We start from the raw sequence: 23,038 nt of genomic DNA on the forward strand, positions 1-23,038 counted from the left end.
GCCGACCTTCTCGATGGAGGTCCGCTCAGGGCGTGGGATTCGTCACACAGCCGTCGAGACCGGGAACCGCGTAGAGCTCCTCGCCGACCTCGACGAACGGGCCGTAGCACCGCGCTGCGATCTCGAGGCCCTCCTCGCCGACGATGGCCTCGATGTCGTTGTCGATCCCGGTGATCTCCGCGACGAGTTCCTCGTGGCGCGCCCTCGCGTCGTCGACCTCGGAGCGCTGGTCGAGCCAGTTGCCGACCGGGATCGCGGCGAGACTCACGCCGACCGCAAGGGTGACCGCGAAGAGTCCGGTACGGACCACGTTGCCGCTGCGGGGCGCGCGTTTCTGTTCAGACATGCGCGCACCTCACGATCCACCGGCCAACGCGGCCCGGCCCCGGAACGCGGCGGCCTCGCCGAGCTGTTCCTCGATGCGCAACAGCTGGTTGTACTTGGCGACACGATCCGAGCGGGCCGGCGCGCCGGTCTTGATCTGGCCGCAGTTGGTGGCCACGGCGAGGTCGGCGATCGTGTTGTCCTCGGTCTCACCGGAGCGGTGTGACATCACCGAGGTGTAGCTGTTGCGGGTGGCGAGCTCCACGGCCTCGAGCGTCTCGGTGAGCGAACCGATCTGGTTGACCTTCACCAGGATCGAGTTGGCGGTCGCAGTCTCGATGCCGCGCGCGAGGCGCTCGGTGTTGGTGACGAAGAGATCGTCGCCCACGAGCTGGCAGCGGTCGCCCAACTCGTCGGTGAGCTTCTTCCAGCCGTCCCAGTCGTCTTCGGCCATGCCGTCCTCGATCGACACGATCGGGTAGCGCTCGCACAGACCGATGTACTCGGCGACGATCTCGTCGGAGCTGAGCTTCCGGCCCTCGGAGGCCAGCGTGTAGACGCCGTCGGCGTAGAACTCGGTGGAGGCGACGTCCATGGCGATGGCCATGTCGGTGCCCGGCGTGAGGCCGGCGAGCTCGATCGCCTCGATCAGCAACTGGAGGCCCTCCTCGTTGGAGCCGAGGTCGGGGGCGAACCCGCCCTCGTCGCCCACGGCGGTGGAGAGACCACGGTCCTGGAGGACCTTCTTGAGCACGTGGTAGGACTCGACACCCCAGCGCATCGCCTCGGAGAACGACGCCGCCCCCACCGGCATGAACATGAACTCCTGGTAGTCGACGGAGTTGTCGGCGTGTTCGCCGCCGTTGAGCACGTTCATCATCGGCACGGGCAGCACGTGGGCGTTGGCTCCACCGACGTGGCGCCACAGCGGGATCTCGAGTTCGGCGGCCGCCGCCTTCGCCGCGGCCAGCGAGATGCCGAGGATGGCGTTGGCGCCGACCCGGCTCTTGTTGTCGGTGCCGTCGACGGCCAGCAGCGCCGCATCGACCGCGCGCTGATCGACGGCGTCGAGCCCGACGACCGCGTCGGCGAGTTCGCTGTTGACGAACCCGACGGCGGTGAGCACGCCCTTGCCGGCCAGGCGGTCGCCGCCGTCACGCAGCTCGACGGCCTCGAACGCGCCGGTCGATGCCCCGCTCGGCACCATCGCCGAACCGATCGCCCCGGAGTCGAGCTCGATCTCGACCTCGACGGTCGGGTTGCCCCGGGAATCGAAGACCTCGCGGCCGTGGACTCGTTCGATGGTGCTCACTGGGGGTACCTCACTACGGAAATGTTTTGCGGCGGGAACGCGTGGACGGCGGAGAATCGGAACGGATGTTACCGGCCATCGCGCGCAGCGTGAGGTATTCGCGCGATCCGCGCGATCGCCGGGGTTCATGTCGCCTCCGGCCACCGTGGGAACGTCAGTGAGTCTCGCGCTCCTTGGCCCGGCTCCACAAGTCACCCAGGTGGGTTTCGCCGTCGGGTCGACCGGCCACCTCGGCGAGGTCGGTTCCGGCCGCCGCCGCCAGTTCCTCCACGACGCGAAAGCGTTGCTGGAACCGTTGGGCCGCGCCACGCAGCGCGGACTCCGGGTCGAGGTCGAGTCGCCGGGCCACCTGCACGGCCGCGAACAGGAGGTCGCCCACCTCGTGCTCGCTCGGATCGTCACGCACCTCGGCCAGCTCGTCCTCGACATCGGCGTAGGCGACCTCGGGTCCGCCCTTCCAGTCGAATCCGGTGCCGGCCGCCCGTGTCTGCACCTTCAGCGCGAGCAGCAGCGCGGGCAGCGCCGGCGGGATGCCGTCCATGGCCGATGCACGGCCCTTCTCGGCCCGCTTCAGCTCTTCCCAGTTGCTCACCACCTGGTCGGCGTCACCGGCCTGGGTGTCACCGAAGACGTGTGGATGGCGCGTCACGAGCTTGTCGTGGATGCCCTCGGCCACGTCGGCGATCGTGAACGATCCGCGTTCGGCGGCAAGTCTCGCGTGGAAGAACACCTGGTACAGCAGGTCGCCCAGCTCCTCGGCGAGATGGGTGTCGAGTTCGTCGTCGACCTCGTCGTCGGACCGCGCGGCCCGGGCGTCGATGGCCTCGAGGGTCTCGTGGGTTTCCTCGAGCAGATGCTGGCGCAGCGAGGCGTGGGTCTGCTTGCGGTCCCACGGGCACTCGTCACGCAGCACGCGAACGAGCTCCTCGAAACGGGCGAACTCGGCGGCCACCGGTGTCTCGAGCTCGGGGATCCACAGCGAGGTCAGGTGGTCGGCGTCGACCTCGCGGTCGAGCTCGTGCCACGGCATCTCGAAGATGCGCTCGTCGGGCAGGCCCAGCCGCTGGAGCACCACGACCGTGGGTCCGTCGTCGAGCGAGAGCTTGATGTCGGACAGCACCTGGGCGGAGTGGCAGTGAGCGACCAGCAGCGGACCGGTCTGGCCGGCCGCGGCCTCGGCGAACACATGACCGTCGATGAGCCGCACGCTCGACTCGACCGGGTCGATCCGCAGACGAGCCCAGGCGACATCGAGGAACGACATCGCCGGAAGAATGTCGAGCACGACGCGACCGTCGTTCTCGGCCGCCCGCAAGAGCTCGACGGTGCGTTCGAGCACCAGCGGCGACCCGGGTACCGCATAGACGAGGTCGCCGTCGGCGGCTTCGGCTATCAGCCGCTCGGCGATCGCCTCGTAGACGGTCGCGAAATCAGGGGCGGCGTCGTAGATCTCGTCGAACGCCGTGGCGTCGACGACCGCGGCGGCCGCCGGATGGACGACGGTGCGCAGGAATCGACGTTCGTGGCGGGCCAGTGCGTCGAGCGTGTTGGGTGCGAGCAGCGACGCGTCAGCCGGACCGAGCCCGACGATCGTGATCGTGCCCATCGTGCTCAGCTGCCGGGAACGACCGACGCCGACACCGAGTCCCACACGCCGTAGCGGGGATCAACGGTGACCTCCCGCTCGATGACCGTGGACTGGAACTCGAGGAAGTCGTCGGAGCCGAGCACCGCGTTCTGGATGGCGATCGGGTCGTCCGACGGGGTCGCGTCGAAGGACCGAACCTCGATCACGTGCCAGCCGAACTCGCTCTGGACCGGCGGCGTGACGCCCGGGCCGCCGAGGGCGGCGGCGCCGTCGACGAACTCCTGCACGAATCCTGCGGGGTCGACGCAGCCGAGGTCGCCACCGCCTGCGCCGGAGCCATCGAGGGAGAGTTCGGCGGCGAGATCGGCGAATGCCTCACCGGCCTCGAGACGGTCGATGACGGCGAGCGCCTCTTCCTCGGTCTCCAGCAGAATGTGGCTCGAGCAGAGCTGCAACGGCCATTCGATCTCGTGGCCCTCGACCTCGATCATGTAGTCCGTGACCAGCGGGGCCAGCGCCTGGGCCCGGATCAGCTCGAAGGCGGCGGCGGAGTCGGCGGGCGGCAGTCCGGCGTCGGGATTGGCGGCGACGAACTCGTCGAACTCGGCACGGGCGGTGTCGAGATAGGGCTGGATGTCGGTGAAGCCGCCCTCGGCCACGGCGGCGTACCAGATCTCGTTGCGGGCCCAAGTGGTGATGACCTCCGCCGCGGCGGCCCGCTCGATGACGCCCTCGCCGGGCTGATCGGCCAGTTCGGCCACATCGGCACCCGACAGGCTCTCGTCGCCCACCGTGGCGGCGTCGCCATCGGTCGACACGGTGTCGTCCGAAAGCCCGGTGTCGTCTGCATCGGCAACGTCGTCGCCCTCGTCGAGCAGGTCGTCGACGTCGTCCTGGGTCAACGTGTCGCCGCCCTCGACGGACGCGACGTCGGCATCGCTTCCACAGGCGGCGGCGAGGAGGATCAGGGCCAGAAGGGCGCCCAGGAGTCGGATGCGGGATCGAATGAGGCTCACGAGTCGTGCAGGTTATCCGCGCCGCGACCCCGAACCGGGGTCAGGCCTCGGCCAATGCCGGCTCGAGGTCGGGCAGCAGGTCGGCCAGGATCTCGGCCAACTGATCGACGACGGCGCCCTTCTTCTTGAACAACGGCAGCTGGATCTCGCCGATGCCCTCCTTGTAGATCGCCTGGTTGCCCGAGCCCTTCCCCGAATGGAGCCGCTGGAGCCGCACCTGGCGGCTCTCGGGCAGCGCCACCGGCGAGATGCGGGCCACGTGATCGGGGCCGCCGAACCCCGGCCCCTTCGTGACCGTGACCTCGCGGACCCCGGAGCGCACGCACTCCACCCGCAGACGGCCGACCTTGAGCAGCGCCTCGGCCGGCGCGGGAATCGGACCGAAACGGTCGAGCCACTCGGACCGCACATCGTCGAGCGCCTGGACCGTCTCGACGTTGGCGAGGCGCCGGTAGGCCTCCAGTCGAGTGGCCTCCTTGGTGACATAGTCGTCGGGCAGGTGCGCGTCGCCGGGCACCTCGATGGCGATGTCGACCGTCTCTGCCGGCTTCTCGCCCTTCAGTTCGGCCACGGCCTCGGTCACCATCTGGCAATAGAGGTCGTAGCCGACCGCCGCGATGTGGCCCGACTGCCCGGTGCCGAGCAGGTTGCCGGCACCGCGGATCTCGAGGTCGCGCATGGCGATGCGGAAGCCGGATCCGAGCTCGGTCGCCTCGCCGATGGTCTTCAGCCGTTCGTAGGCCTCCTCGCTGAGGACGACATCCTCGGGATGGAAGAGGTAGGCGTAGGCCCGCTGACCGGCCCGGCCGACCCGTCCACGCAGCTGGTGGAGTTGGCCCAGCCCGAGGAGGTCGGCGCGGTCGACGACGAGCGTGTTCACCGAGGGCATGTCGATGCCCGACTCGATGATGGTGGTGCACACGAGGACGTCGAACTTGCCCTCCCAGAAGTCGATCACCACCCGCTCGAGCGTGCCCTCGTCCATCTGGCCGTGGGCGACGGCCACGCGGGCCTCCGGAACGAGCCCGCGGAGCCGTTCGGCGACGTGTTCGATGTCGCGCACCCGGTTGTGCACGAAGAACATCTGTCCCTCGCGCAGCAGCTCGCGACGGATCGCCTCGGACACCGCCCGTTCCTCGTACTCGCCGACATAGGTGAGGATCGGCTGCCGATCGGCCGGCGCGGTGTTGAGCAGCGACATGTCGCGGATGCCGGTGAGGCTCATCTCCATCGTGCGCGGAATCGGCGTGGCGGTGAGGGTGAGCACGTCGACGTCGGTGCGCAGGGACTTGATCTGCTCCTTGTGCGAGACACCGAACCGCTGTTCCTCGTCGACCACCAGCAGCCCGAGGTTCTTGAACTCGATGTCCTGCGACAGCAGACGATGGGTGCCGATCACGAGGTCGACCTCACCGTTCCTCACCCCGTCGACGACCACCTTGGCCTGCGCATTCGTGAGGAAGCGGCTCAGCACCTCGACCCGTACGGGGTAGGGCGCGAAGCGCTCCCGGAACGTGGCGTGGTGCTGTTGTGCGAGCAGTGTGGTGGGCACGAGGACCGCCACCTGCATGCCGTCCTGGATCGCCTTGAACGCAGCCCGCACAGCCACTTCGGTCTTGCCGAATCCGACGTCGCCGACGACCAGCCGGTCCATGGGCGCCACGCGTTCCATGTCGTCCTTCACGTCGATGATGGCGTGGAGTTGGTCGGGGGTCTCCTGGAACGGGAACGCGTCCTCGAGTTCTCGCTGCCAGGGCGTGTCGGGGGCGAACGCGTGGCCCTCGGCGTGCACACGGGTCTGGTAGAGCACCACGAGTTCCTGGGCGATCTCCTGAACGGCCGACCGCACCTTGGCCTTGGCGGTGTGCCAGTCGGCACCGCCCATCTTGGACAGGGTGGGAGTCTCGCCGCCGCTGTAGAGGCGGATCGACTCGATCTGGTCAGAGGGCAGGTAGAGCTTGTCGCTCCCCCGGTACTCGAGCAGCAGGTAGTCGCGGTCGCTGCCGTTGATCGCCCGGGTGACCATGCCGCCGAAGCGGGCCACACCGTGCTGCTGGTGCACGACATAGGACCCCTCGCGGAGATCGTCGAAGAACTTCTGGGCATCACGCTTGCGGGTCTTCGCCCGCCGATGGGTGCGCCGGCGGCCCGTGAGATCGGTCTCGGCCAACACCGCGAGCTGGAGATCGGGCATCACCGCGCCGCGTTCGAGGGCCACCGACACCAGATGCCCGCGGGGCTCGGTGAGGTCGGTGTCGACCGTGGCCGGCGCCAATTCGACCCCGTGGTCGGAGAGCAGGGCCGACAGTCGATCGGCGCTGGCCGCACCGTCGGCGGCCACGATCACGCGATAGCCCTTCGCCAGCAGCCCCTGGATCTGGGCGACGGTGGGGGTCATGTCGCCCACGACCGGTTCCCAGCCCGAGGCCGCCATCGACGGCGTGGACGGACCGTCGGCCACCGGGAGCATCGACCACGAGGGCGCATCGGCCTTCGCCAGAAGGCGGTCGAAGGGCAGGTGCAGGCGGTGGACGCCGTCGGCATCGACGTCCCACGTCTTCGCCAACGAACCCGCGAGATCGGCCTCTTCGGACCCGATGTCGGCTGCGCGGTCTCGGATCCTTCGGGGCTCGACCAGGATGATCAGCCCGTCGCCGGGCACCAGATCGGGCAGGACGACCTCTTCGTCGACCAGCCACGGCAGCCACGACTCCATGCCGTCGAAGAGTTGGCCGTCGACGATGCGGTCCCACTGCTCGCGGCCCCAGGGTTCTTCGGCGACGAGGGCCGCCGCCCGGGCGCGGGCCCGGTCGCCCGGACGCAGCTCCCGACAGGGGTAGATCTCGACCTCGGCGACCGCGATCGTCGCGCGCTGATCGCCGACCGAGAACTCGGTGAGCCGGTCGACCTCGTCGCCCCACAGGTCGATGCGGACCGGCGCCTCGGCGGTGCTGGGGAACACGTCGACGATCGAGCCCCGCACGGCCACCTCACCGCGGTGCTCCACCTGATGTTCGCGTCGGTAGCCCAGACCGACGAGCTCGGCGACCAGCTCGACCGGATCGACGACGTCGCCGCTGCCGACGATGATCGGATCGACGGCCGCATCGGGATCGAGACGCTGCACGAGGGCCCGCGCCGCGGCGACCACCACGGCCGGCGCGGTGGCCGGGTCACGCAGCCGGTGCAGGGTGCGAAGGCGGGAGCCCATGGTCTCCACCGCGGGGCTCACACGCTCGAACGGCAGCGTCTCCCACGCGGGAAAGTGGGCCACCTCGTCCTCGCCCAGCACCGCAGCGATGTCGGCCGCCAATCGTTCGGCCTCGTTCTGCGTCGCCGTCGCCACGAGGACGGGCGTACGGCCGGCGGCGTTGGCGAGCCCGGCGATGGCGAACGCGCGGGCGGCATCGGGGACAGCGATCACCGCTTCACGGCGACCGAGGACACGGTCGAGCGAGGGCTCGGTCGCCAGCAGGGGCAGCAGGGTTCGCAGGTCGTTGGCCGGTGGCAGGGTCGACACGGTCAGCTCGCGTTGAAGCGGTTCATGGTCGCCTCGATGTCGGCGTCGAGCAGGTGTTCCACGGCGTCGGCGGCGACTCCGACGACGCGATCGAGCTCGGGCCGTTCGCTGCGGGCCGGACGCCGAAGCACATAGTCCGAGCCCTTCATCGTGCCCGCCTCCGGCTTGCCCACGCCGATGCGGATCCGCGCGAATTCGTCGGAGTGCAGGTGGGCCCGCACGCTTTTGAGTCCGTTGTTGCCGGCGAGGCCTCCACCGAACTTCACCTTCAGCCGACCCACGGGCAGGTCGAGTTCGTCGTGCACGATCACCAGTTTCGAGAAGTCGTCGATGCCGAAGCGGCGGACGAGCGGCAGCACGGCCCGACCCGATTCGTTCATGTAGGTGGTGGGCACGGCGACGGCGAGGCGCTTGTCACCCACTCGCAGTTCGTCGGAGTCGGCATGTTCGCGTCGGCCGCGGCTGAGCTTGCCCCCATGACGGGCCACGAGCTCGTCGATGACCCACACCCCGGCGTTGTGCCGGGTCTGGGCATAGTCGGGCCCGGGGTTGCCGAGGCCGACCACGAGAAGGTCGGCCGGAGTACCTCGGCGCTGGCTCTGACGACGGCCGACCATCAGCGGTCGCCCACCGATTCTCAGTCGTCGCCGTCGGCGTCGGCCTCGTCGGCGCCGCCGTCGGCGTCGCCGCCACCCTCGGTCTCGAAGGCTGCCTCTTCTTCGGCGGCCTCGGCCGCTTCTTCGGCGGCCATCGCCTCCATGGTGGAGCGGGTGATGACGGAGTGGGCGACGCCGAGTTCGGCATCGACCGTGGTGGTGACACCGGACGGGAGGGCGAGTTCGCCGACATGGATGGAATCGCCGAGGACCATCTCGGAGATGTCGACCTCGATCTCGTCGGGAACCTCGGCCGGCTTGGCCGACACGGTGAGGTGGTAGAGGGTCTGGTCGACCATGCCGTTGGCCCGGGTGACCTCGAGCGCCTCACCGATGAGCACGATGGGCACCTCGGCCTCGATCTGCTGGTCGGCGGTCACCCGAAGGAAGTCGACATGGATCACGTCGCGCCGCACCGGGTGGCGCTGGATGTCACGAACGATCGACAGCTGCTCGACGCCGTCGATTTCCAGGGTGATCACGGCGTTGGTGCCGGCATCGGTGGTGAGCGCGGCGCGCAGGTCGGGCCAGGCGACCGACACGGTGACGGGGTCGGCGTCGAGGCCGTAGACGACGGCGGGCACGCGGCCCTCCCGACGGAGTCGACGCGAGGAGCGGGTGCCCTCGTCACGGCCGGTCTCGGCGGCAAGCAGCAGCTGGTTTGACATGATTTCTCGGCTCCTGGAAAGGGCACGGCGAACATTGCCGACGAAGAAGGCGGTCCACGACCGGACCGACGAATCAGACTATCGGTGGCGACGGCGATCGCCACGGCCTCAGGCCAGGTGATTGCCGCCGAAGATCTCGCTGACCGAGGTGTCCTCGAACACGGCCGAGATGGCCCGCGCGATGATCGGTGCCACGCTGAGCACCTGCATCTTGTCGATCTGCTTCTCGGGCGACAGCGGCAGCGTGTCGGTGACGAGCACGGTTTCGATTGCCGCGTTCTTCAGTCGATCGATCGCCGGACCGGAGAACACGCCGTGGGTGGTGGCGACGATGACCTTCCCGGCACCGTTCTCGGCCAGCAGGTCGGCGGCCGCGCAGATGGTGCCGCCGGTGTCGATCATGTCGTCGATCAGGACACAGGTGCGGCCCTCGACATGGCCGATGATCTCCTTCGCCTCGACCATGTTGAGCTCGTCGTGCGATCGGCGTTTGTGCACGTACGCGAGGTCGGCGTTGAGCAGGTTGGTGTAGCGCTCGGCGACCTTCATCCGCCCGGCGTCGGGCGAGACGATGACGAGATCGTCGTCGCCGAGGTCGGAGAGATAGTCGATGAGGACCGGCAGGGCCACGAGATGGTCGACCGGACCGTCGAAGAACCCCTGGATCTGGCCGCTGTGGAGATCGACCGACATGAGTCGATCGGCGCCGGCGACGCTGAACATGTCGGCCACGAGCCGGGCGGTGATCGGCTCACGGCCCGAGGCCTTGCGATCCTGGCGGCTGTAACCGTAGAACGGCGCCACCACCGTGATGCGCTTGGCCGAGGCCCGCTTGGCGGCATCGACCATGATCACGTGTTCCATCAACGCATCGTTGATCGAGCCCTCCTCCCACGCGGTGTGGGTCTGGACGATGAACACGTCGGAACCACGGATCGACTCGCCGTACTTCACGTGGAGTTCGCCGTTGGCGAACTCGGAGATCTGCGCGGCCCCGAGCGGGACGTCGAGCTCCTTGCAGATGTCGGTGGCCAGCGACTGGGTGGCCCGACCGGCGACGATGTGGAGCTTCTTGTGGTTGAGCAGTTGCATCCGGGTCCTGTCCGGTCATCGGGCTTCGCGACCGTTCTCTCCGGACCGTTCTATCGCGGTCCGGACCCGAGGGCGCGGTGGAAGCCGACACGGGGAGGTTGGCTGGCCCGGCAGGGCTCGAACCTGCGACATCCGGCTCCAAAGGCCGGCGTTCTACCAACTGAACTACGGGCCACCGAGAGGTGGATCGCTCACGCTACCGCGCATCGCGAGAATCGACGGACGCTGATTCGACCGGATTCATCGCGCTGTTCGGATTCATCACTTGCTTCGGGGTGGCCCTCGGCTTCCTTGCCGCTAGCGTCTGGCCCCGTGGGTTCACTGATCAAGAAGCGCCGCAAGCGCATGCGCAAGAAGAAGCACAAGAAGATGCTCCGAAGGACGCGCCACCAGCGTCGCAAGTAGGGCCGTTGTCGGCTCGCTCGCCCGGGCCGCCTATCGGGCGGCGATCGTGGTCGTCACGACTCGACCGGGTCCCGGAAATGCACCTTCCACGAACCACGTACTGCCGCTCCCGGCCAGCCGTGGCCGCTGGTCCGACGCGTCGGCCAGCTCGTCGCGCCACCCGGCCAGTTCCGGAGCCACTGCCAGGGCCGCAGGCTCGAGATCGTTGCCGTGGTCGCCGACCGGGCCCCCCATCCGATCCCATTCGGCATAGACCGCGGGTGTGGCGCACACGATCGGTGGCGTCAACAGGGTGAACGTCATCGGCTCGAAGGGCAGCGGCTCGATCAGTTCGCCGATGCCGCGCACGCGTGCTCGTCCACCGCGGAGGCAGAACGCCACGTCGGCGCCGATCGAGGCGGCCCCCTGCTCGTCGTCGTAGCCGGCCCACCGCAGCACTGCCGCCGCGTCGGACGACCCGCCCCCGAGTCCGGCCCCGGCCGGGATCCGCTTGTGGAGGCGCACGTGGGCCCGGCGTCCACAGAGCCGCAACGCGCGACGAACGAGGTTGTCGTCGTCGGCCGCGACCTGCTCGGTGCCCGCGGACCCGACGATCTCGAGCCCGTCGCCTTCGGTGATCTCGAGCGTGTCGTGGAGGTCGAGGCTGACCATCTCGGCATCGATGAGGTGATAGCCGTCGGCGCGACGACCGGTCATCGACAGCGACAGCGTCAGCTTGGCCGGGGCCTGGATCGAGATCACGGGGCGAAGGCTAGGTCGACGACGGGGTCAGCGGCGCTGCCGGGACAGGCGAGCCCAGTCGGCCAGGTCGAGCGTCTCGGGTCGGGCCTGGGGATCGACCCCGGCCTCGGCGAAGCCCGCCGCATCGACCATCTCGGCGAGGGAGCGACGCAACATCTTGCGCCGTTGGCCATATGCCGTCCGCAGCACGGGCTCGATGTCGGCCAGCGTCTCGGCCACCGGCGGCGAGGCGTGGCGGGTGATGCGAACCAGGACCGATTCGACCTTCGGTTGCGGATGGAACACCGTCGCCGGCACCCGGGCGACCACTCGGGCGACCCCGTGGTAGGCGACCAGGATCGACGGAATGCCGATGGCCTTTTGACCCGCCGTCGCGGCCAACCGCTCCCCCGCCTCCCGCTGGACCATCACGAGCATCGACGTGATCTGGGGCACGGTCCGCAACAGGTCGAGAACCAGCGGCGTGGCCACGTTGTACGGAAGGTTCGCCACCAGCGTCCATCGGTCGTGAGCGGCCAGCAGCACCGGCCAATCGACCTCTCGGGCGTCGCCCTCGATCACCCGCACCCCGTGCGGTTCCACGACCTCGCGCAGCACCGGCACCAGATCCCGATCCATCTCGACGGCGGTGACGTCGGCACCGAGCTCCACGAGGGCCAGGGTGAGCGAACCGAGACCGGGCCCGATCTCGACCACGGGGTCACCGGCGGAGATCTCGGCCAGCCCGGCGATGCGGCGGACCGTGTTGGGGTCGACCACGAAGTTCTGGCCGAGCGCTCGCCGAGCGGCCAAGCCGTGACGCTCCATGAGCGCCCGGAGTTCCTGTGGCGAGTGGGTCACCCGTGACTCAGGAAGCGGCCGCCTCAGCGCCGCAGATCGGCCACGGCGACCAGCCGCGTCGTTGCCACAGCGCTGCGGCCATTGCGTCCTGATCGGCCGGGGATGCCGCGGCGGGGTCGACCCCGACCAGCGACGGACGGTCGAGTCCGGCGATCCAGTCCCAGGTGGCCTGGGAGAACTGATAGGCGCCGCGGTAGCGGGTGTTGAGGCTCACGGCGCTGTAGTTGCCACTCGCCTCGCACTGGCGCAGGGCTGCCCACTGTGCGGCCGTGGGTGCGCCGGACGCCGACTCGGCCGCGACCGCCGCAGTCGTCGTGGTGGGCGGAGCGGTGGTGGCGGGGGCGGTCGTGGTGGGGGGCGCCGTCGTGGTGGGCGCAGCGGTGGTCGGCGGTGCCGTGGTGGTGGGGCGGGCGAGTTCGTCCTGCCGCTCGGCATCGGCCAGACGGGAGGCTTCGTCGGCCTCGATCCGGGCGTCCTCGGCGGCCCGCGCGTCTTCCGCGAGTTCGGTGGCCTGTTCGTGGGCGCTCTCGCGATGCTCGTCGCGGGCATCGGTCCAGGCTTCGGCTCGCGAGGTGAACGCCTCGACGTCGGCTTGCGCCAACGGGGTCACGGCACCGGCCGGTGCCGTGAACGCCGTGGCCGAGAGGGCGACGGCGAGGCCGAGGGCGGAGAAGCGGAAACGTGCGCGTCGACTGCGGTACAGAGCTCCGTCCTTCCCTCCGACGGCTGCAGCGGATGCCACAACCATCACCGTACGACGCGTGACCGTAGGAGCGCTGTAACACAAATGCAACCTTTGCGACCTATTTCACTCGGTGCGTTCAGGCCTCGTCGAAGCCGTAGAACGCGGCCGCCGTGGCCCACGTCGCTGCCTCGATCTCGTCGACCGCACAGCCCTTCGCGTGCGCCACGGCCGCCCCCACGAGGGGCACCAGCGCCGGACGGTTCGGCTTGCCCCGGTGGGGCACGGGCGCCAGGTAAGGACTGTCGGTCTCGACGAGGAGCCGGTCGAGCGGACAGGCCGCCGCCGCGTCACGAAGATCGCCACCACTCGGAAAGGTGATGATGCCGGAGAAGGACAACAGCGCCGAGCGGGCCAGACACTCCGCACCTTCGTCGGCGCCGCCGGTGAAGCAGTGGAAGACGGTGCGGCGGGGGGTGCCCTCGGCGTCGAGGATGGCGAAGGTGTCGTCCCACGCGTTGCGCGTGTGGATCACCAACGGCATGTCCAGCCGATGGGCCAGCGCGATCTGACGGCGGAACACGTCGGCCTGCACGTCGCGCGGCGAGTGGTCGTAGTGATAATCGAGGCCACACTCCCCCACGGCGAGCACCTCCGGCGCAGCCAGCAGGTCCTCGAGTCCGTCGATGCCGTCGGTGGCATCATGGGGGTGCACGCCGGCCGTGGCCCACACACCCTCGTGGGCGCGCGCCACCGCCATCATCTGGCGGCTCTGCTCGAGGGTCGTGCCCACGGTGACCATTCGGGTGACGCCGGCCGCTCGCGCCTCGTCCACCTGGGCCGAACCGTCGGCGCCCGGGGGAATGTGGCAGTGCTGGTCGACCCAGGCCATCTCAGTCGGCGAGCAGCTCGTCGAGGTCCACCTTGGTGAACAACGGCGTGGGCTTGGCGATCGGGGTGCCCGGGGCGATCGCCACCCGCTGCCAGCCGTCGACGACGCCGAGTGCCTCGTCGAGTGTCGCGGCACTGAACGGGAGGAACGGAGAGAAGGCGATACGGATGCCGTTGATGGCGTCGAGCGCGGTGGCCAGGACGACCCCTGAGCGCGTCGGATCGGTCTTCGCCAGCTTCCAGGGCTCGGTGGCGTTGAGGTAGGCGTTGATCGCCTGGGCGCCGTCCATGGCGCTGCGCAGGGCATTGCGGAGCTCGACCCGTTCGATCTGCCCGCTCACCCGCTCGAGGGCCGCGTCGACCGCCGCCAGCACCGCGTCGTCCTCGGCGGTGCGGCCATCGCTCGGCGGTTGCTCGCCGTGGTTCTTGTTGACCATGGAGAGGACCCGATTGACGAGGTTGCCCCAGGTGGCCACCAGCTCCTCGTTGATCCGACGGGCGATCTCCTCGATGGAGATGTCGGTGTCGGCCTGCTCGGGGAAATTGGCGGCGAGGGCGTAGCGCAGTCCGTCGGGTTGGAACAGCTCGAGCCCCTCCTGGATGGTGAGGCCGACCCCCCGGCTGGCCGAGGCCTTGCCGCCCTTGAAGGTGATGTACTGGTTGGCGGGCACGTCGTCGGGCAGGTGGAGGTTGCCGGCCCCCATCAGCTGGGCTGGCCAGAAGAGGCAGTGGAAGGGAATGTTGTCCTTGCCGATGAAGTAGACGTGGCGGGCGGCGTCGTTCTCCCACCAGTGGCGCCAGCGATCGACGTCGCCGATCTCGGCCGCCCACTCCTGAGCGGCCGAGAGATAGCCGATCACCGCGTCGTACCAGACATAGATGCGCTTGCCCGGGCCGAGGTCGTCGACCGGGAGTTCGACCCCCCAGTCGAGGTCTCGTGTGATGGCCCGATCGTGGAGGCCGTCCTCCTCGGTCCAGCCGAGGGCGAAGTTCAGCACGTGGGGGCGCCAGCCCTTCCTCGTCCTCAACCACTCGGCCAGCCGGTCGGTGAAGTCGGAGTAACGATAGAAGAAGTGCTCGGTGGCCCGCAGCTCCGGGATGGCCCCGGTGATCTTCGAACGTGGCTCGCCGAGCTCGGTCGCGTCGAGCGTGCGGCCGCAATTGTCACACTGATCACCCCGGGCCTCGCCGTAGCCACAGTGGGGGCAGGTGCCCTCGACGTAGCGATCGGGCAGGAAGCGTTCGGCCTCGGGGTCGTAGAACTGGTCGGACGTGCGCTTGTCGATGTGGCCGTTGGCCAGCTGGGCCAGGAACATCTCCTGGGTCACCCGGGCGTGATGGGCGGTGCCGGTGGTCGTGTAGTTGTCCCACGAGATGCCGATCTGCTCCCACTGGGCCACGAACTCGTCGTGGAATCGGTCGGCGATCTCCTGGGGGGTGACGCCCTCGTCGTCGGCCCGCACCGTGATCGGGGTGCCGTGCACGTCGGACCCCGACACCATGAGCACCTCGTTGCCGACTCGTCGTTGATGGCGGGCGAACACGTCGGCGGGCAAGTACGCGCCGCCGAGGTGACCGAGGTGTCGCGAGCCCGAGGCATAGGGCCAGGCGACGGCGACGAGGACTGGAGTCGGCATGGCCTCCGAGGCTACCGGCGGCCATGAAGGCCGCCGCGTGGAATTCAGCTCGCGGTGACGTCGCGCAGCACGGTCGACGAGGCCGGGCCCAGCACCGGCGAGTCGACGTCGACCCCGGCCCGGGAACGGACATCGTCGATGCGGTCGAGCTGACGCTCGAGTTGGCGACGACGGGTGCCGGACAGGTCCGAAAAGCTCCGACTCAGCGTGTCGATGTGCTTTTCGACCTTGTCGATCTGTCCCGAGAACTTCTGCCACTGCTCGCCGAAGCCGGCCAGACACTCGAGGATCTCCTCGGTGGCCTGCTCCACCGCGAAGGTGTCCATCGCCTGGCGGATCACCGCGAGCACGGCGAACAGCGTGGTGGGCGAGCACAACACCACCTTCTGACCGAGCGCGTCGTCGAGCAGGGTCATGTCGTTCTCGTGGATGAAGCCGTAGACGCTCTCGTTGGGGATGAAGAGCAACAGGTAGCCCACCGTGGTGTCGGTGGCCGCATAGCCACGCCCGCTCAGCTCCTTGACCCGGTCGCGTACGTCCTTGAGGAAACGTTCGCGCAGCGCCGTGGCCTCGGCATCGCTCGGTGCCTCGAGGTAGCGCAGGTAGTTGGTGACCGGGAACTTCACGTCCATGTGGAGCTGACGGTCGTCGGGCAACAGGAAGGTGAAGTCGGGCTTGGTGCCACCGTCGATCATGCGCTGCTTGCGATAGTTGAGGCCCTCGCGCATGCCGGCCGCTCGCAACACGTCCTCGGCCATGCGCTCGCCCCACTGTCCACGGGCCTGCGGGCTCGCCAATGCCTCGCGGAGGTGCTGGGTGGTCTCGGTGAGCACCTTCTGCTGGCGGGTGGCCGCCTCGAGGCTCTCGACGAACTGCCCGTGTTGCTGGGCCCGCTCCTTCTGCAACTGCGCCACCAACGTGCGCACCTGCTGGAGTTCGCCACCCATGGCGGTGACCTGATGGCCGAGGTTCTTCGACATCCCACCGACCCGGGCATCCACGGTGTCGGACAGTCCGCCGACACGCTCGGCGACGATCTTGTCGACCTCGTCGACCTTTGCCTGCAACGACGCCACCACGGCGCCCAGCTGCTCGTCGATGCGCTGCGTGGTGCCGTTCAGGCCCAGATCGATGGCCTCTCGGCGATGGTCGAGTTCGGCCGCACCGGTCTGCAGACGACTGTCGAACGTGGCGCCGGCGACGGCGACCACCCGCTCGACGACGTCGGCGACGCTCGAATCCTGTTGCGCACCCAGCTCGGCGGCGAGCCGGGCAAAGGCATCCTGCTGGGCACCCTGACGGGTCTTCACGAGGTGCAGGCCGACGGCGAGGCCGAGGGCGGCGGCGATGAAGAGGGCGGCGACGAGGGAGATCACGAGCAGTGGTTCCATGAACCGAATGCTACGAAGGGGGTGTGACACCGCCGGGGATGCCGAGGGCCAACTGGTAGGCGCGACGACGTCCGACACCGAGCATCGCGGCCACCGAATCCGCAGCATCACGCCGAGATCCGCCGTCGGCCAGCTCCGCGCCGAGGGCGGACAGGATTTCTTCGTCGGTCGCCTCGGCCGGTGCCGCGGCCCCATCGATCACCACCACGATCTCGCCCTTCGGCGTGGTCGCCGCCCACTCCCCCAGCTCGGTCAGCGTGCCCCGAACGAACTCCTCGTGGAGTTTCGTGAGTTCGCGGGCGACGACCGCCCGGCGATCCCCACCACACACCTCGGCCAACGCGGTCAGCGCGGTCGCGACCCGGTTGGGCGACTCGTAGAGCACGACGGTGCGCCGTTCCGCGGCGATCGACGCCAGCCGTTCGCGTCGTTCGCGACCCTTGCGGGGCAGGAAGCCCTCGAACACGAACCGGTCGGTCGGCAGCCCGCTCGCGACCAGGGCGGCCACCGCGGCGACGGGGCCGGGCACGACCGAGACCTCGTGGCCGGCGTCGAGCACGGCATCGACGAGCCGGGCCCCCGGATCGGAGATTCCCGGCGTGCCGGCATCGGAGACGAGGGCGACCCGGGCACCACTCGCCAACAGCGCGATGACCTCGGCCGATGCCTGCATCTCGGTGTGGTCGTCGACGCGCCGGAGCCGAGCACCGCCGATACCGGCGTGGACCAGGAGACGACCGGTGCGCCTCGTGTCCTCACAGCAGACCAGGGCCGCGGCATCCAACTCCTCGACCGCCCGCGGTGAGAGGTCGCCGAGGTTGCCGATCGGGGTGGCCACGAGCACGAGCGTGCCGGTCACGAACGCACCTCGACCGTCACGCCGGGTTCGATTCCCCATCGTCGCAAGGAGCCCGCCTCGGCCTCGATCACATGACGGGCCCGGCAGCGCCAGCGGCCGACCCGGCCCGGCGCCATCGTGACGACGGAGAGCACGGTCATGTCGGCGTCGACGTGGGCGACATCGATCGGGAACCGCATGCCGATGGTGTGCACCGAGCGGGCCGGTGAGAGCCAGAGCGCACCCTCGATGCCGTCACGGCCGAGCAGGCCCCGCCGCCGGGTGGCCCGCGTGTCGGCGAGTTCGAGCGACGCGACCACGTGATCCTCTGCGACAAGCCACGGCATGCCCGGAATCTAAACCGTCGCGACGGCCACGGGACGTCCCCCGGACCTCGACACGACAGCCGAGCTCCGTTTCAGACGCGGGCGGGTTCGCGTTCGGCGGCGCGTTCGTCGCGACGAGCCGCGATGCGCGCACCGACCTTGCCGACCCGGGCGATGTACTTCACCAGTCGCGCCCGGGACTCTTCGGCTTCCGCCGACAGCCCTTCGATCGACTCGAGCGCCCAGTCCCGCATGATGACGGGCTGGAGGATCTGATCGTGGTGGATCGCGAGGTCATAGATACCGGCGTCGGCGATGGCCTTGGCGTGGGCGTTGAACCCGGGGATGCCGAGACCCGGCATGGCGAAGTCGGTCGTCTGTCGCTCCATGGCCATCACGGCCGCCGACGGGTCGACCTCGATGACCGCCGACAGGGCGTCGCGATAGAAGAGGAAGTGGAGGTTCTCGTCGGAGGCCACACGGCGCATCACCTGACGACCGACCGGGTCCTCGAGCATCGTGCCCGTGTTGAAGTGTGAGATGCGGGTGGCCAGCTCCTGGAGGGCGACATAGGCGAGGCCGTCGGCCGCAGAGGGGGGCTCAGGCACCTGGCCGGCCTGGACCTGGACCATACGGGCCCGTTCGAGCTCGACCGGGTCGAGCGCCCGGGTGGCCTGGAGGTAGGTGTTGATCACCATGCCGTGGCGGCCCTCTTCGGCCGTCCAGCGGCGGACCCACTCGCCCCAGGCACCGTCGCGGCCGAACATGCGCTCGATGTCGCGGAAGTAGTAGGGCAGGTTGTCCTCGGTGAGCACGTTGACGAACAGCGCACTCCGTACTGCCGGCGGGATCGTGGCGTCGTCGGGTTCCCACTCGTAGTCGGGCTCGTAGTCCGTGGCCTGGGTCCACGGGACGAGGGCGTGGGGGAACCACTCCTTGGTGGTACCGAGGTGGCGCTCGAGCAGCTTTTCGGCGGTGGACTCGAGGGCCTCGACGAGGGGCAGATCAGCAGGATTCACCATGATGACCTCCAGCCTACCTGCCGGTAGGCAGGCTGGGGGACACGGGCGGGAGTTTCAGAAGAAAGATGACACACGGAGTTCTGACCCGCGCCAGGCCTCTGGGTTACGCCCGGCGAGAACACCGACAACCGTGCGCGGCTCCGGCTACGCCCGGCTCAGACATCGCCTGCCTACACATTGAAGCGGAACTCCATGACGTCGCCGTCCTGGGCGATGTAGTCCTTGCCCTCGGATCGGACCTTGCCGACGTCGCGGGCGGCGGACCACGACCCGGCCGCGATGAGTTCGTCCCACTGGATGGTCTCGGCCCGGATGAACCCGCGCTGGAAGTCGGTGTGGATGACGCCGGCGCATTCGGGGGCGCTGGAACCGGCCCGGAACGTCCAGGCCCGGCTCTCCTTCTCGCCGGTGGTGAGAAAAGTCCGCAGTCCGAGCATGTGGTAGGCGGACGTGAGGAACCGGGGCACGGCGCCTTCGCCGAGACCGAGCGCCTCGAGCATCTCCTGGCGTTCGTCGACGTCCATCAGCGCGGCCTCGGCCTCGAGTTGCACGCTCAACGGCACGACCTCGGCGCCGTCGAGTTCGGCCCGGACGGGCGCAGCGAGCTCGTCTTCCTGGCCGATCTGGTCCTCGCCGATGTTGAGCACCGCCATGACGGGCTTGTTGGTGAGGAAGAAGTGTTCCTTGAGTTCGGCCCGGTCGTCGGCCGAGAGCTTCGCGCGATAGAGCGGCGTGCCGTCGGAGAGATGGTCGACGCAGGTCTGCAACAGCGCGACGGTGGGCCTGAGCGAGCTGTCGCCCTTGAGCATGCGCGAGGTCTTGTCCAGGGCCTTCTCGGCGCTGGCGAGGTCGGCCAGCGCCAGCTCGATCTCGACCACCCGCAGGTGCTCCAGCGGGTCGGAGGGACCGGGGACGTCGGAGTCGGGGAACGCCCGCAGCACGAAGACGATCGCGTCGACCTCACGGATGTGGGAGAGGAAGGCGTTGCCGAGTCCTTCGCCGTGGCTCGCACCCTCGACCAGGCCGCCGATGTCGGTGAACTGCACCGCGGCATGGACGACGTTCTTGCTCGCGCTCATCACCGCGAGTTGATCGAGGCGGTGGTCGGGCACCTTCGCAACACCGATGTTGGGGTCGGTCGTCGCGAACGCGTAGGGGGCGGCGTGGGCGCCGCCGCCCGCGAGTGCGTTGTAGAGGGAGCTCTTTCCCGCGTTGGGGAGCCCGACGAATCCGAAACGTTCCATACCCGGCCGAGGCTATCGACGGGGGGTCGGCTACCGTTGGGCCTCGTGACCGATGTGAGCGCGGCGCCGTCCGTTCCGAGCACCATCTCCAACGACGAGGTCGCCGCCGAGCGAGCCTTCTCGAAGTCGATCGCCGTATCGGCGATTCGCTGCACGCTCACCTACGTCCTGATCCCGTTCGTCTTCCCCGTCATCGGGTTCGGCTCGGGTGTGGGTCCGTGGATCGGGGTGCCCATCGGTCTCGCCGCGATCGTCGCCAACATCGTGAGCATCCGCCGGTTCCATCTCGCCGACCACAAGTGGAAATGGCCGATGACGGCGATCAACACGAGCATCATCGGCCTCCTGGTCGTCCTCGTCGTCAACGATCTCACCAACCTCTGACCGTTGCATTAGGGGTCAGACCCCCGTTGCAATGGGCGGTAGCCTGGTTCCATGGAACCGGTGCTCGCGTTGCAACAGGCGATCCACTATCTCGATCGTGAGCTCGCTCCCGGCCAGAAGATCCGCGCCTTCCAGACGGCCATCGACGTGGTCGTCGAGGCCGGTCCCGACGAGATCGCCGCTCGGGCCGCCGCGGGAACCCTGACGGACCTCGACGGCATCGGGAAGTCCACGGCCGAGGTGATCATCGACGCGATCGACGACACCGCCGACGGCTACCTGGCCCGCCTCGACGAGCGCAGTCGCATTCCCGTCGGCGACGGCGCCGCCGTGCTGGCCGCCATCCGTGGCGACTGCCACGCCCACACGACCTGGTCCGACGGCGGTGCGCCGCTGCGGGCGATGGTCGAGACCGCCGTCGGCCTCGGCCACGAGTGGATGGTGATCACCGACCATTCGGCCCGCCTCACGATCGCCCACGGTCTCAACGAGGAACGCCTGGTCTGGCAGCTCGACGAGATCGAGAAGCTCAACGAGGAACTGGCCCCCTTCCGGGTGTTCACCGGGATGGAAGTCGACATCTTCGAGGACGGCACGCTCGACCTCGCCGACGAGATGCTGTCGCGTCTCGACCTCGTGGTCGCCAGCGTGCACTCCAAGCTGAAGCTCCCCCGCGACGAGATGACCCGGCGCATGGTGATGGCCGTGGCGAACCCCCACGCCGACGTGCTCGGCCACTGCACCAACCGCAAGCTCGTCGGTCGGGGTCGGCCGCCATCGGAGTTCGATCCCGAGATCGTGTTCGCGGCATGTGCCCAGTTCGACACGGCGGTCGAGATCAACTGCCGGCCCGAACGTCAGGATCCACCCGAGGAACTCCTCGAGCTCGCGGTGGAGTGGGGGTGCAAGGTGGCGATCAACACCGACGCCCATGCCACCGGCCAGCTCGAGTGGCAGCCCTATGGTGCCGACAAGGCCGTCCGCTGCGGCGTGCCCGTCGGCGACATCGTCAACACGTGGTCGGCCGACGAGGTCCTCGCCTGGACGGCGTCGCACGACGTCTGACGGCGACGCAGGACGGAAACCGAAACCGCAACCGCTACCCTCACGGGCATGTCGAAGCGCACCAAGAAGAAGAAGGCGAAGGTCCGCCGCAGCAAGGCCAACCACGGGCGCAAGCCCAATCTCGGCCGCAACAGCTGATCTTTCGGTTCCGGGCTGCATCAGGCCTGCAACTGAATCGTGTGCACCGCCGGTCGCGCCGGCGGTGTTCTTCGTTTTCGCTGCGAGACTGTACGCATGCTCGTGTTCGATGGCGATTGTGGGTTCTGCACTTCCTCGGCCCGGTGGATCGAGACGCGTCTGCCCGACCAGATCGCGGTCGTGCCGTGGCAATCGTGTGACCTCGTCGAGCTCGGCCTCACCGAGTCCGACGTCACCACCGCCGCCTACTGGATCGACGAGTCCGGCACCGCCCACCGCGGACACCGGGCGGTCGGGCTCTCGCTGACGACCGCCGGCGGCGTCTGGGCGGTCGTCGGTCGGGCGATCATCACCCCACCGATCTCGTGGCTCGCCGCGCCGGTCTACGCGCTCGTCGCGAGGAACCGGCACCGACTCCCGGGTGCCACCGACGCCTGCCGTCTCCCCGACTGAGTCACGGCGGGCACGAGCTCAGTCCCGGGGCCAGACCGGATCACGCTTCTCGACGAAGGCGGTCATGCCCTCTCGCATCTCGGGGTTCATGATCGAACGCTGGAACACCCGGAAGTCGTGGGGACGGAGCTGTCGGTTGATGTCGTCCTTGATGACACCGCGGCTGGCCGGCGCACCCTTGGTCACGGACTCGACGAGGCGAGCGACTGCGGCCTCGAACTCGTCGTCGGGCACGACCTCCTGCACCAGACCCATCTGCATCGCCCGCTCCGCGCCGAAGGCCTCCATGGCGAACATGATCCACTTCGCGTTGCCGAGGCCGACCCAGTCGGCCAGCCGGGTGGCCATGAAGACATCCGGCGCGCCACGAAGCAGTTCGGGCGCCCGGAAGCGGGCCGACTGGGTGGCGATCGAGAAGTCGCAGTGCAGGGCGAGGTCGAGTCCGCCGGCATAGCAGAGGCCGTTGATCGCCGCGATCACCGCCGCCGAGCAACGCTCGAGATGTCGGAACGGGAAGTGGTCGGTGGGGTCCAACTCGGCGGCGAGCGTCGGGTCGTCGATCGCGTGACCCGCCATGTCGCCCCCGACGCAGAAGACGTCGTCGGTGCCGGTGACCACCAGCACGTCGATGTCGGCCTCGCGATCCGCGATGATCGCGGCGCGCTTCACCCCGCGGTACATGTCCTGGGTCATCGAGTTCCGCCGCGCCACGCGGTCGATCTGCACCCGCATGACATGGTCGGCGTAGCCGGCCTTCACACAGGGAGAACCCAGGTCGATCGTCTCTCCGTTGTCCATCCGGCGA

At 68.9% G+C, this 23,038-nt stretch carries 23 protein-coding genes and 1 tRNA gene; 4 read left to right on the forward strand and 20 right to left on the reverse strand.

Translation table 11 applies throughout. The features are described from left to right. Positions 1-25 precede the first annotated feature (25 nt). From RIB98_07725 to RIB98_07765, 9 genes are all read right to left on the reverse strand, one after another. A complete protein-coding gene (locus RIB98_07725; protein ID MEQ8840854.1) occupies positions 26-346 on the reverse strand; it encodes a hypothetical protein in 321 nt (106 codons plus the stop codon). A 9-nt stretch (positions 347-355) separates the two neighbouring features. After that, a complete protein-coding gene (gene eno / locus RIB98_07730; GenBank protein ID MEQ8840855.1) occupies positions 356-1,636 on the reverse strand; it encodes a phosphopyruvate hydratase in 1,281 nt (426 codons plus the stop codon). A 154-nt stretch (positions 1,637-1,790) separates the two neighbouring features. After that, complete coding sequence (gene mazG / locus RIB98_07735; protein ID MEQ8840856.1) at positions 1,791-3,242, reverse strand: nucleoside triphosphate pyrophosphohydrolase; 1,452 nt, start codon at positions 3,240-3,242, stop codon at positions 1,791-1,793. A 5-nt stretch (positions 3,243-3,247) separates the two neighbouring features. Further along, positions 3,248-4,240 carry a peptidylprolyl isomerase gene (locus RIB98_07740; protein MEQ8840857.1) on the reverse strand — a complete coding sequence of 331 codons (993 nt, stop codon included), beginning with the start codon at positions 4,238-4,240 and terminating at the stop codon, positions 3,248-3,250. 40 nt (positions 4,241-4,280) lie between these two features. Continuing rightward, complete coding sequence (gene mfd, locus RIB98_07745) at positions 4,281-7,760, reverse strand: transcription-repair coupling factor (GenBank protein ID MEQ8840858.1); 3,480 nt, start codon at positions 7,758-7,760, stop codon at positions 4,281-4,283. A 2-nt stretch (positions 7,761-7,762) separates the two neighbouring features. After that, positions 7,763-8,377, reverse strand: a complete 615-nt coding sequence (pth, locus tag RIB98_07750; protein ID MEQ8840859.1) for an aminoacyl-tRNA hydrolase — start codon at positions 8,375-8,377, stop codon at positions 7,763-7,765. A gap of 20 nt (positions 8,378-8,397) precedes the next feature. Further along, on the reverse strand, positions 8,398-9,084 hold the full coding sequence (locus RIB98_07755) for a 50S ribosomal protein L25 (protein MEQ8840860.1): 687 nt from the start codon (positions 9,082-9,084) through the stop codon (positions 8,398-8,400). 108 nt (positions 9,085-9,192) lie between these two features. Then, positions 9,193-10,176, reverse strand: a complete 984-nt coding sequence (locus RIB98_07760) for a ribose-phosphate diphosphokinase (GenBank protein MEQ8840861.1) — start codon at positions 10,174-10,176, stop codon at positions 9,193-9,195. Positions 10,177-10,275: 99 nt separating this feature from the next. After that, positions 10,276-10,351, reverse strand: a tRNA-Gln gene (locus tag RIB98_07765). 137 nt (positions 10,352-10,488) lie between these two features. On the opposite strand from RIB98_07765, the gene RIB98_07770 reads away from it, so the two are divergent. After that, positions 10,489-10,581, forward strand: coding sequence for an AURKAIP1/COX24 domain-containing protein (locus RIB98_07770; GenBank protein MEQ8840862.1), 93 nt, complete (start codon positions 10,489-10,491; stop codon positions 10,579-10,581). A 30-nt stretch (positions 10,582-10,611) separates the two neighbouring features. Here RIB98_07770 and RIB98_07775 read toward each other — a convergent pair whose 3' ends face one another. The 10 genes from RIB98_07775 to ychF all read right to left on the reverse strand — a co-directional run bounded on the left by RIB98_07775 (position 10,612) and on the right by ychF (position 20,193). Beyond that, on the reverse strand, positions 10,612-11,322 hold the full coding sequence (locus RIB98_07775) for a 4-(cytidine 5'-diphospho)-2-C-methyl-D-erythritol kinase (protein ID MEQ8840863.1): 711 nt from the start codon (positions 11,320-11,322) through the stop codon (positions 10,612-10,614). Between the two features lie 27 nt (positions 11,323-11,349). After that, positions 11,350-12,162 (reverse strand): 16S rRNA (adenine(1518)-N(6)/adenine(1519)-N(6))-dimethyltransferase RsmA, encoded by an 813-nt coding sequence (gene rsmA / locus RIB98_07780; GenBank protein ID MEQ8840864.1) that lies wholly within the window; start codon positions 12,160-12,162, stop codon positions 11,350-11,352. A 7-nt stretch (positions 12,163-12,169) separates the two neighbouring features. Beyond that, complete coding sequence (locus RIB98_07785) at positions 12,170-12,904, reverse strand: transglycosylase family protein (protein MEQ8840865.1); 735 nt, start codon at positions 12,902-12,904, stop codon at positions 12,170-12,172. A 79-nt stretch (positions 12,905-12,983) separates the two neighbouring features. After that, positions 12,984-13,736 carry a TatD family hydrolase gene (locus RIB98_07790; protein MEQ8840866.1) on the reverse strand — a complete coding sequence of 251 codons (753 nt, stop codon included), beginning with the start codon at positions 13,734-13,736 and terminating at the stop codon, positions 12,984-12,986. 1 nt (position 13,737) lies between these two features. Further along, entirely contained in the window at positions 13,738-15,372 is a 1,635-nt protein-coding gene (gene metG, locus RIB98_07795; GenBank protein ID MEQ8840867.1) for a methionine--tRNA ligase, read from the reverse strand. Positions 15,373-15,416: 44 nt separating this feature from the next. Continuing rightward, positions 15,417-16,763, reverse strand: coding sequence for a DNA recombination protein RmuC (locus RIB98_07800; GenBank protein MEQ8840868.1), 1,347 nt, complete (start codon positions 16,761-16,763; stop codon positions 15,417-15,419). 10 nt (positions 16,764-16,773) lie between these two features. Then, positions 16,774-17,622 carry a 16S rRNA (cytidine(1402)-2'-O)-methyltransferase gene (rsmI, locus tag RIB98_07805; protein MEQ8840869.1) on the reverse strand — a complete coding sequence of 283 codons (849 nt, stop codon included), beginning with the start codon at positions 17,620-17,622 and terminating at the stop codon, positions 16,774-16,776. Continuing rightward, positions 17,619-17,948, reverse strand: coding sequence for a DUF192 domain-containing protein (locus tag RIB98_07810; GenBank protein MEQ8840870.1), 330 nt, complete (start codon positions 17,946-17,948; stop codon positions 17,619-17,621). The genes rsmI and RIB98_07810 overlap by 4 nt, the downstream gene beginning before the upstream one ends. 71 nt (positions 17,949-18,019) lie before the next feature. Further along, positions 18,020-18,949, reverse strand: a complete 930-nt coding sequence (locus RIB98_07815; GenBank protein ID MEQ8840871.1) for an acyl-ACP desaturase — start codon at positions 18,947-18,949, stop codon at positions 18,020-18,022. Positions 18,950-19,119: 170 nt separating this feature from the next. Next, positions 19,120-20,193, reverse strand: a complete 1,074-nt coding sequence (gene ychF, locus RIB98_07820) for a redox-regulated ATPase YchF (GenBank protein MEQ8840872.1) — start codon at positions 20,191-20,193, stop codon at positions 19,120-19,122. Between the two features lie 45 nt (positions 20,194-20,238). Here ychF and RIB98_07825 point away from each other — a divergent pair, with 45 nt between their 5' ends. The 3 genes from RIB98_07825 to RIB98_07835 all read left to right on the forward strand — a co-directional run bounded on the left by RIB98_07825 (position 20,239) and on the right by RIB98_07835 (position 22,233). Continuing rightward, a complete protein-coding gene (locus RIB98_07825; GenBank protein ID MEQ8840873.1) occupies positions 20,239-20,577 on the forward strand; it encodes a hypothetical protein in 339 nt (112 codons plus the stop codon). A gap of 51 nt (positions 20,578-20,628) precedes the next feature. Then, entirely contained in the window at positions 20,629-21,642 is a 1,014-nt protein-coding gene (locus tag RIB98_07830) for a PHP domain-containing protein (GenBank protein ID MEQ8840874.1), read from the forward strand. Positions 21,643-21,876: 234 nt separating this feature from the next. Next, the gene (locus RIB98_07835) at positions 21,877-22,233 is read left to right on the forward strand and encodes a DUF393 domain-containing protein (protein MEQ8840875.1); all 357 of its coding nucleotides are present in this window, start codon (positions 21,877-21,879) and stop codon (positions 22,231-22,233) included. Between the two features lie 18 nt (positions 22,234-22,251). Here the strand turns inward: RIB98_07835 and RIB98_07840 are convergent, their stop codons facing one another. Next, entirely contained in the window at positions 22,252-23,031 is a 780-nt protein-coding gene (locus RIB98_07840) for an enoyl-CoA hydratase/isomerase family protein (protein ID MEQ8840876.1), read from the reverse strand. Between the last annotated feature and the right edge of the window lie 7 nt (positions 23,032-23,038).

Source organism: Acidimicrobiales bacterium, assembly GCA_040219515.1.
Lineage (GTDB): Bacteria > Actinomycetota > Acidimicrobiia > Acidimicrobiales > Aldehydirespiratoraceae > JAJRXC01.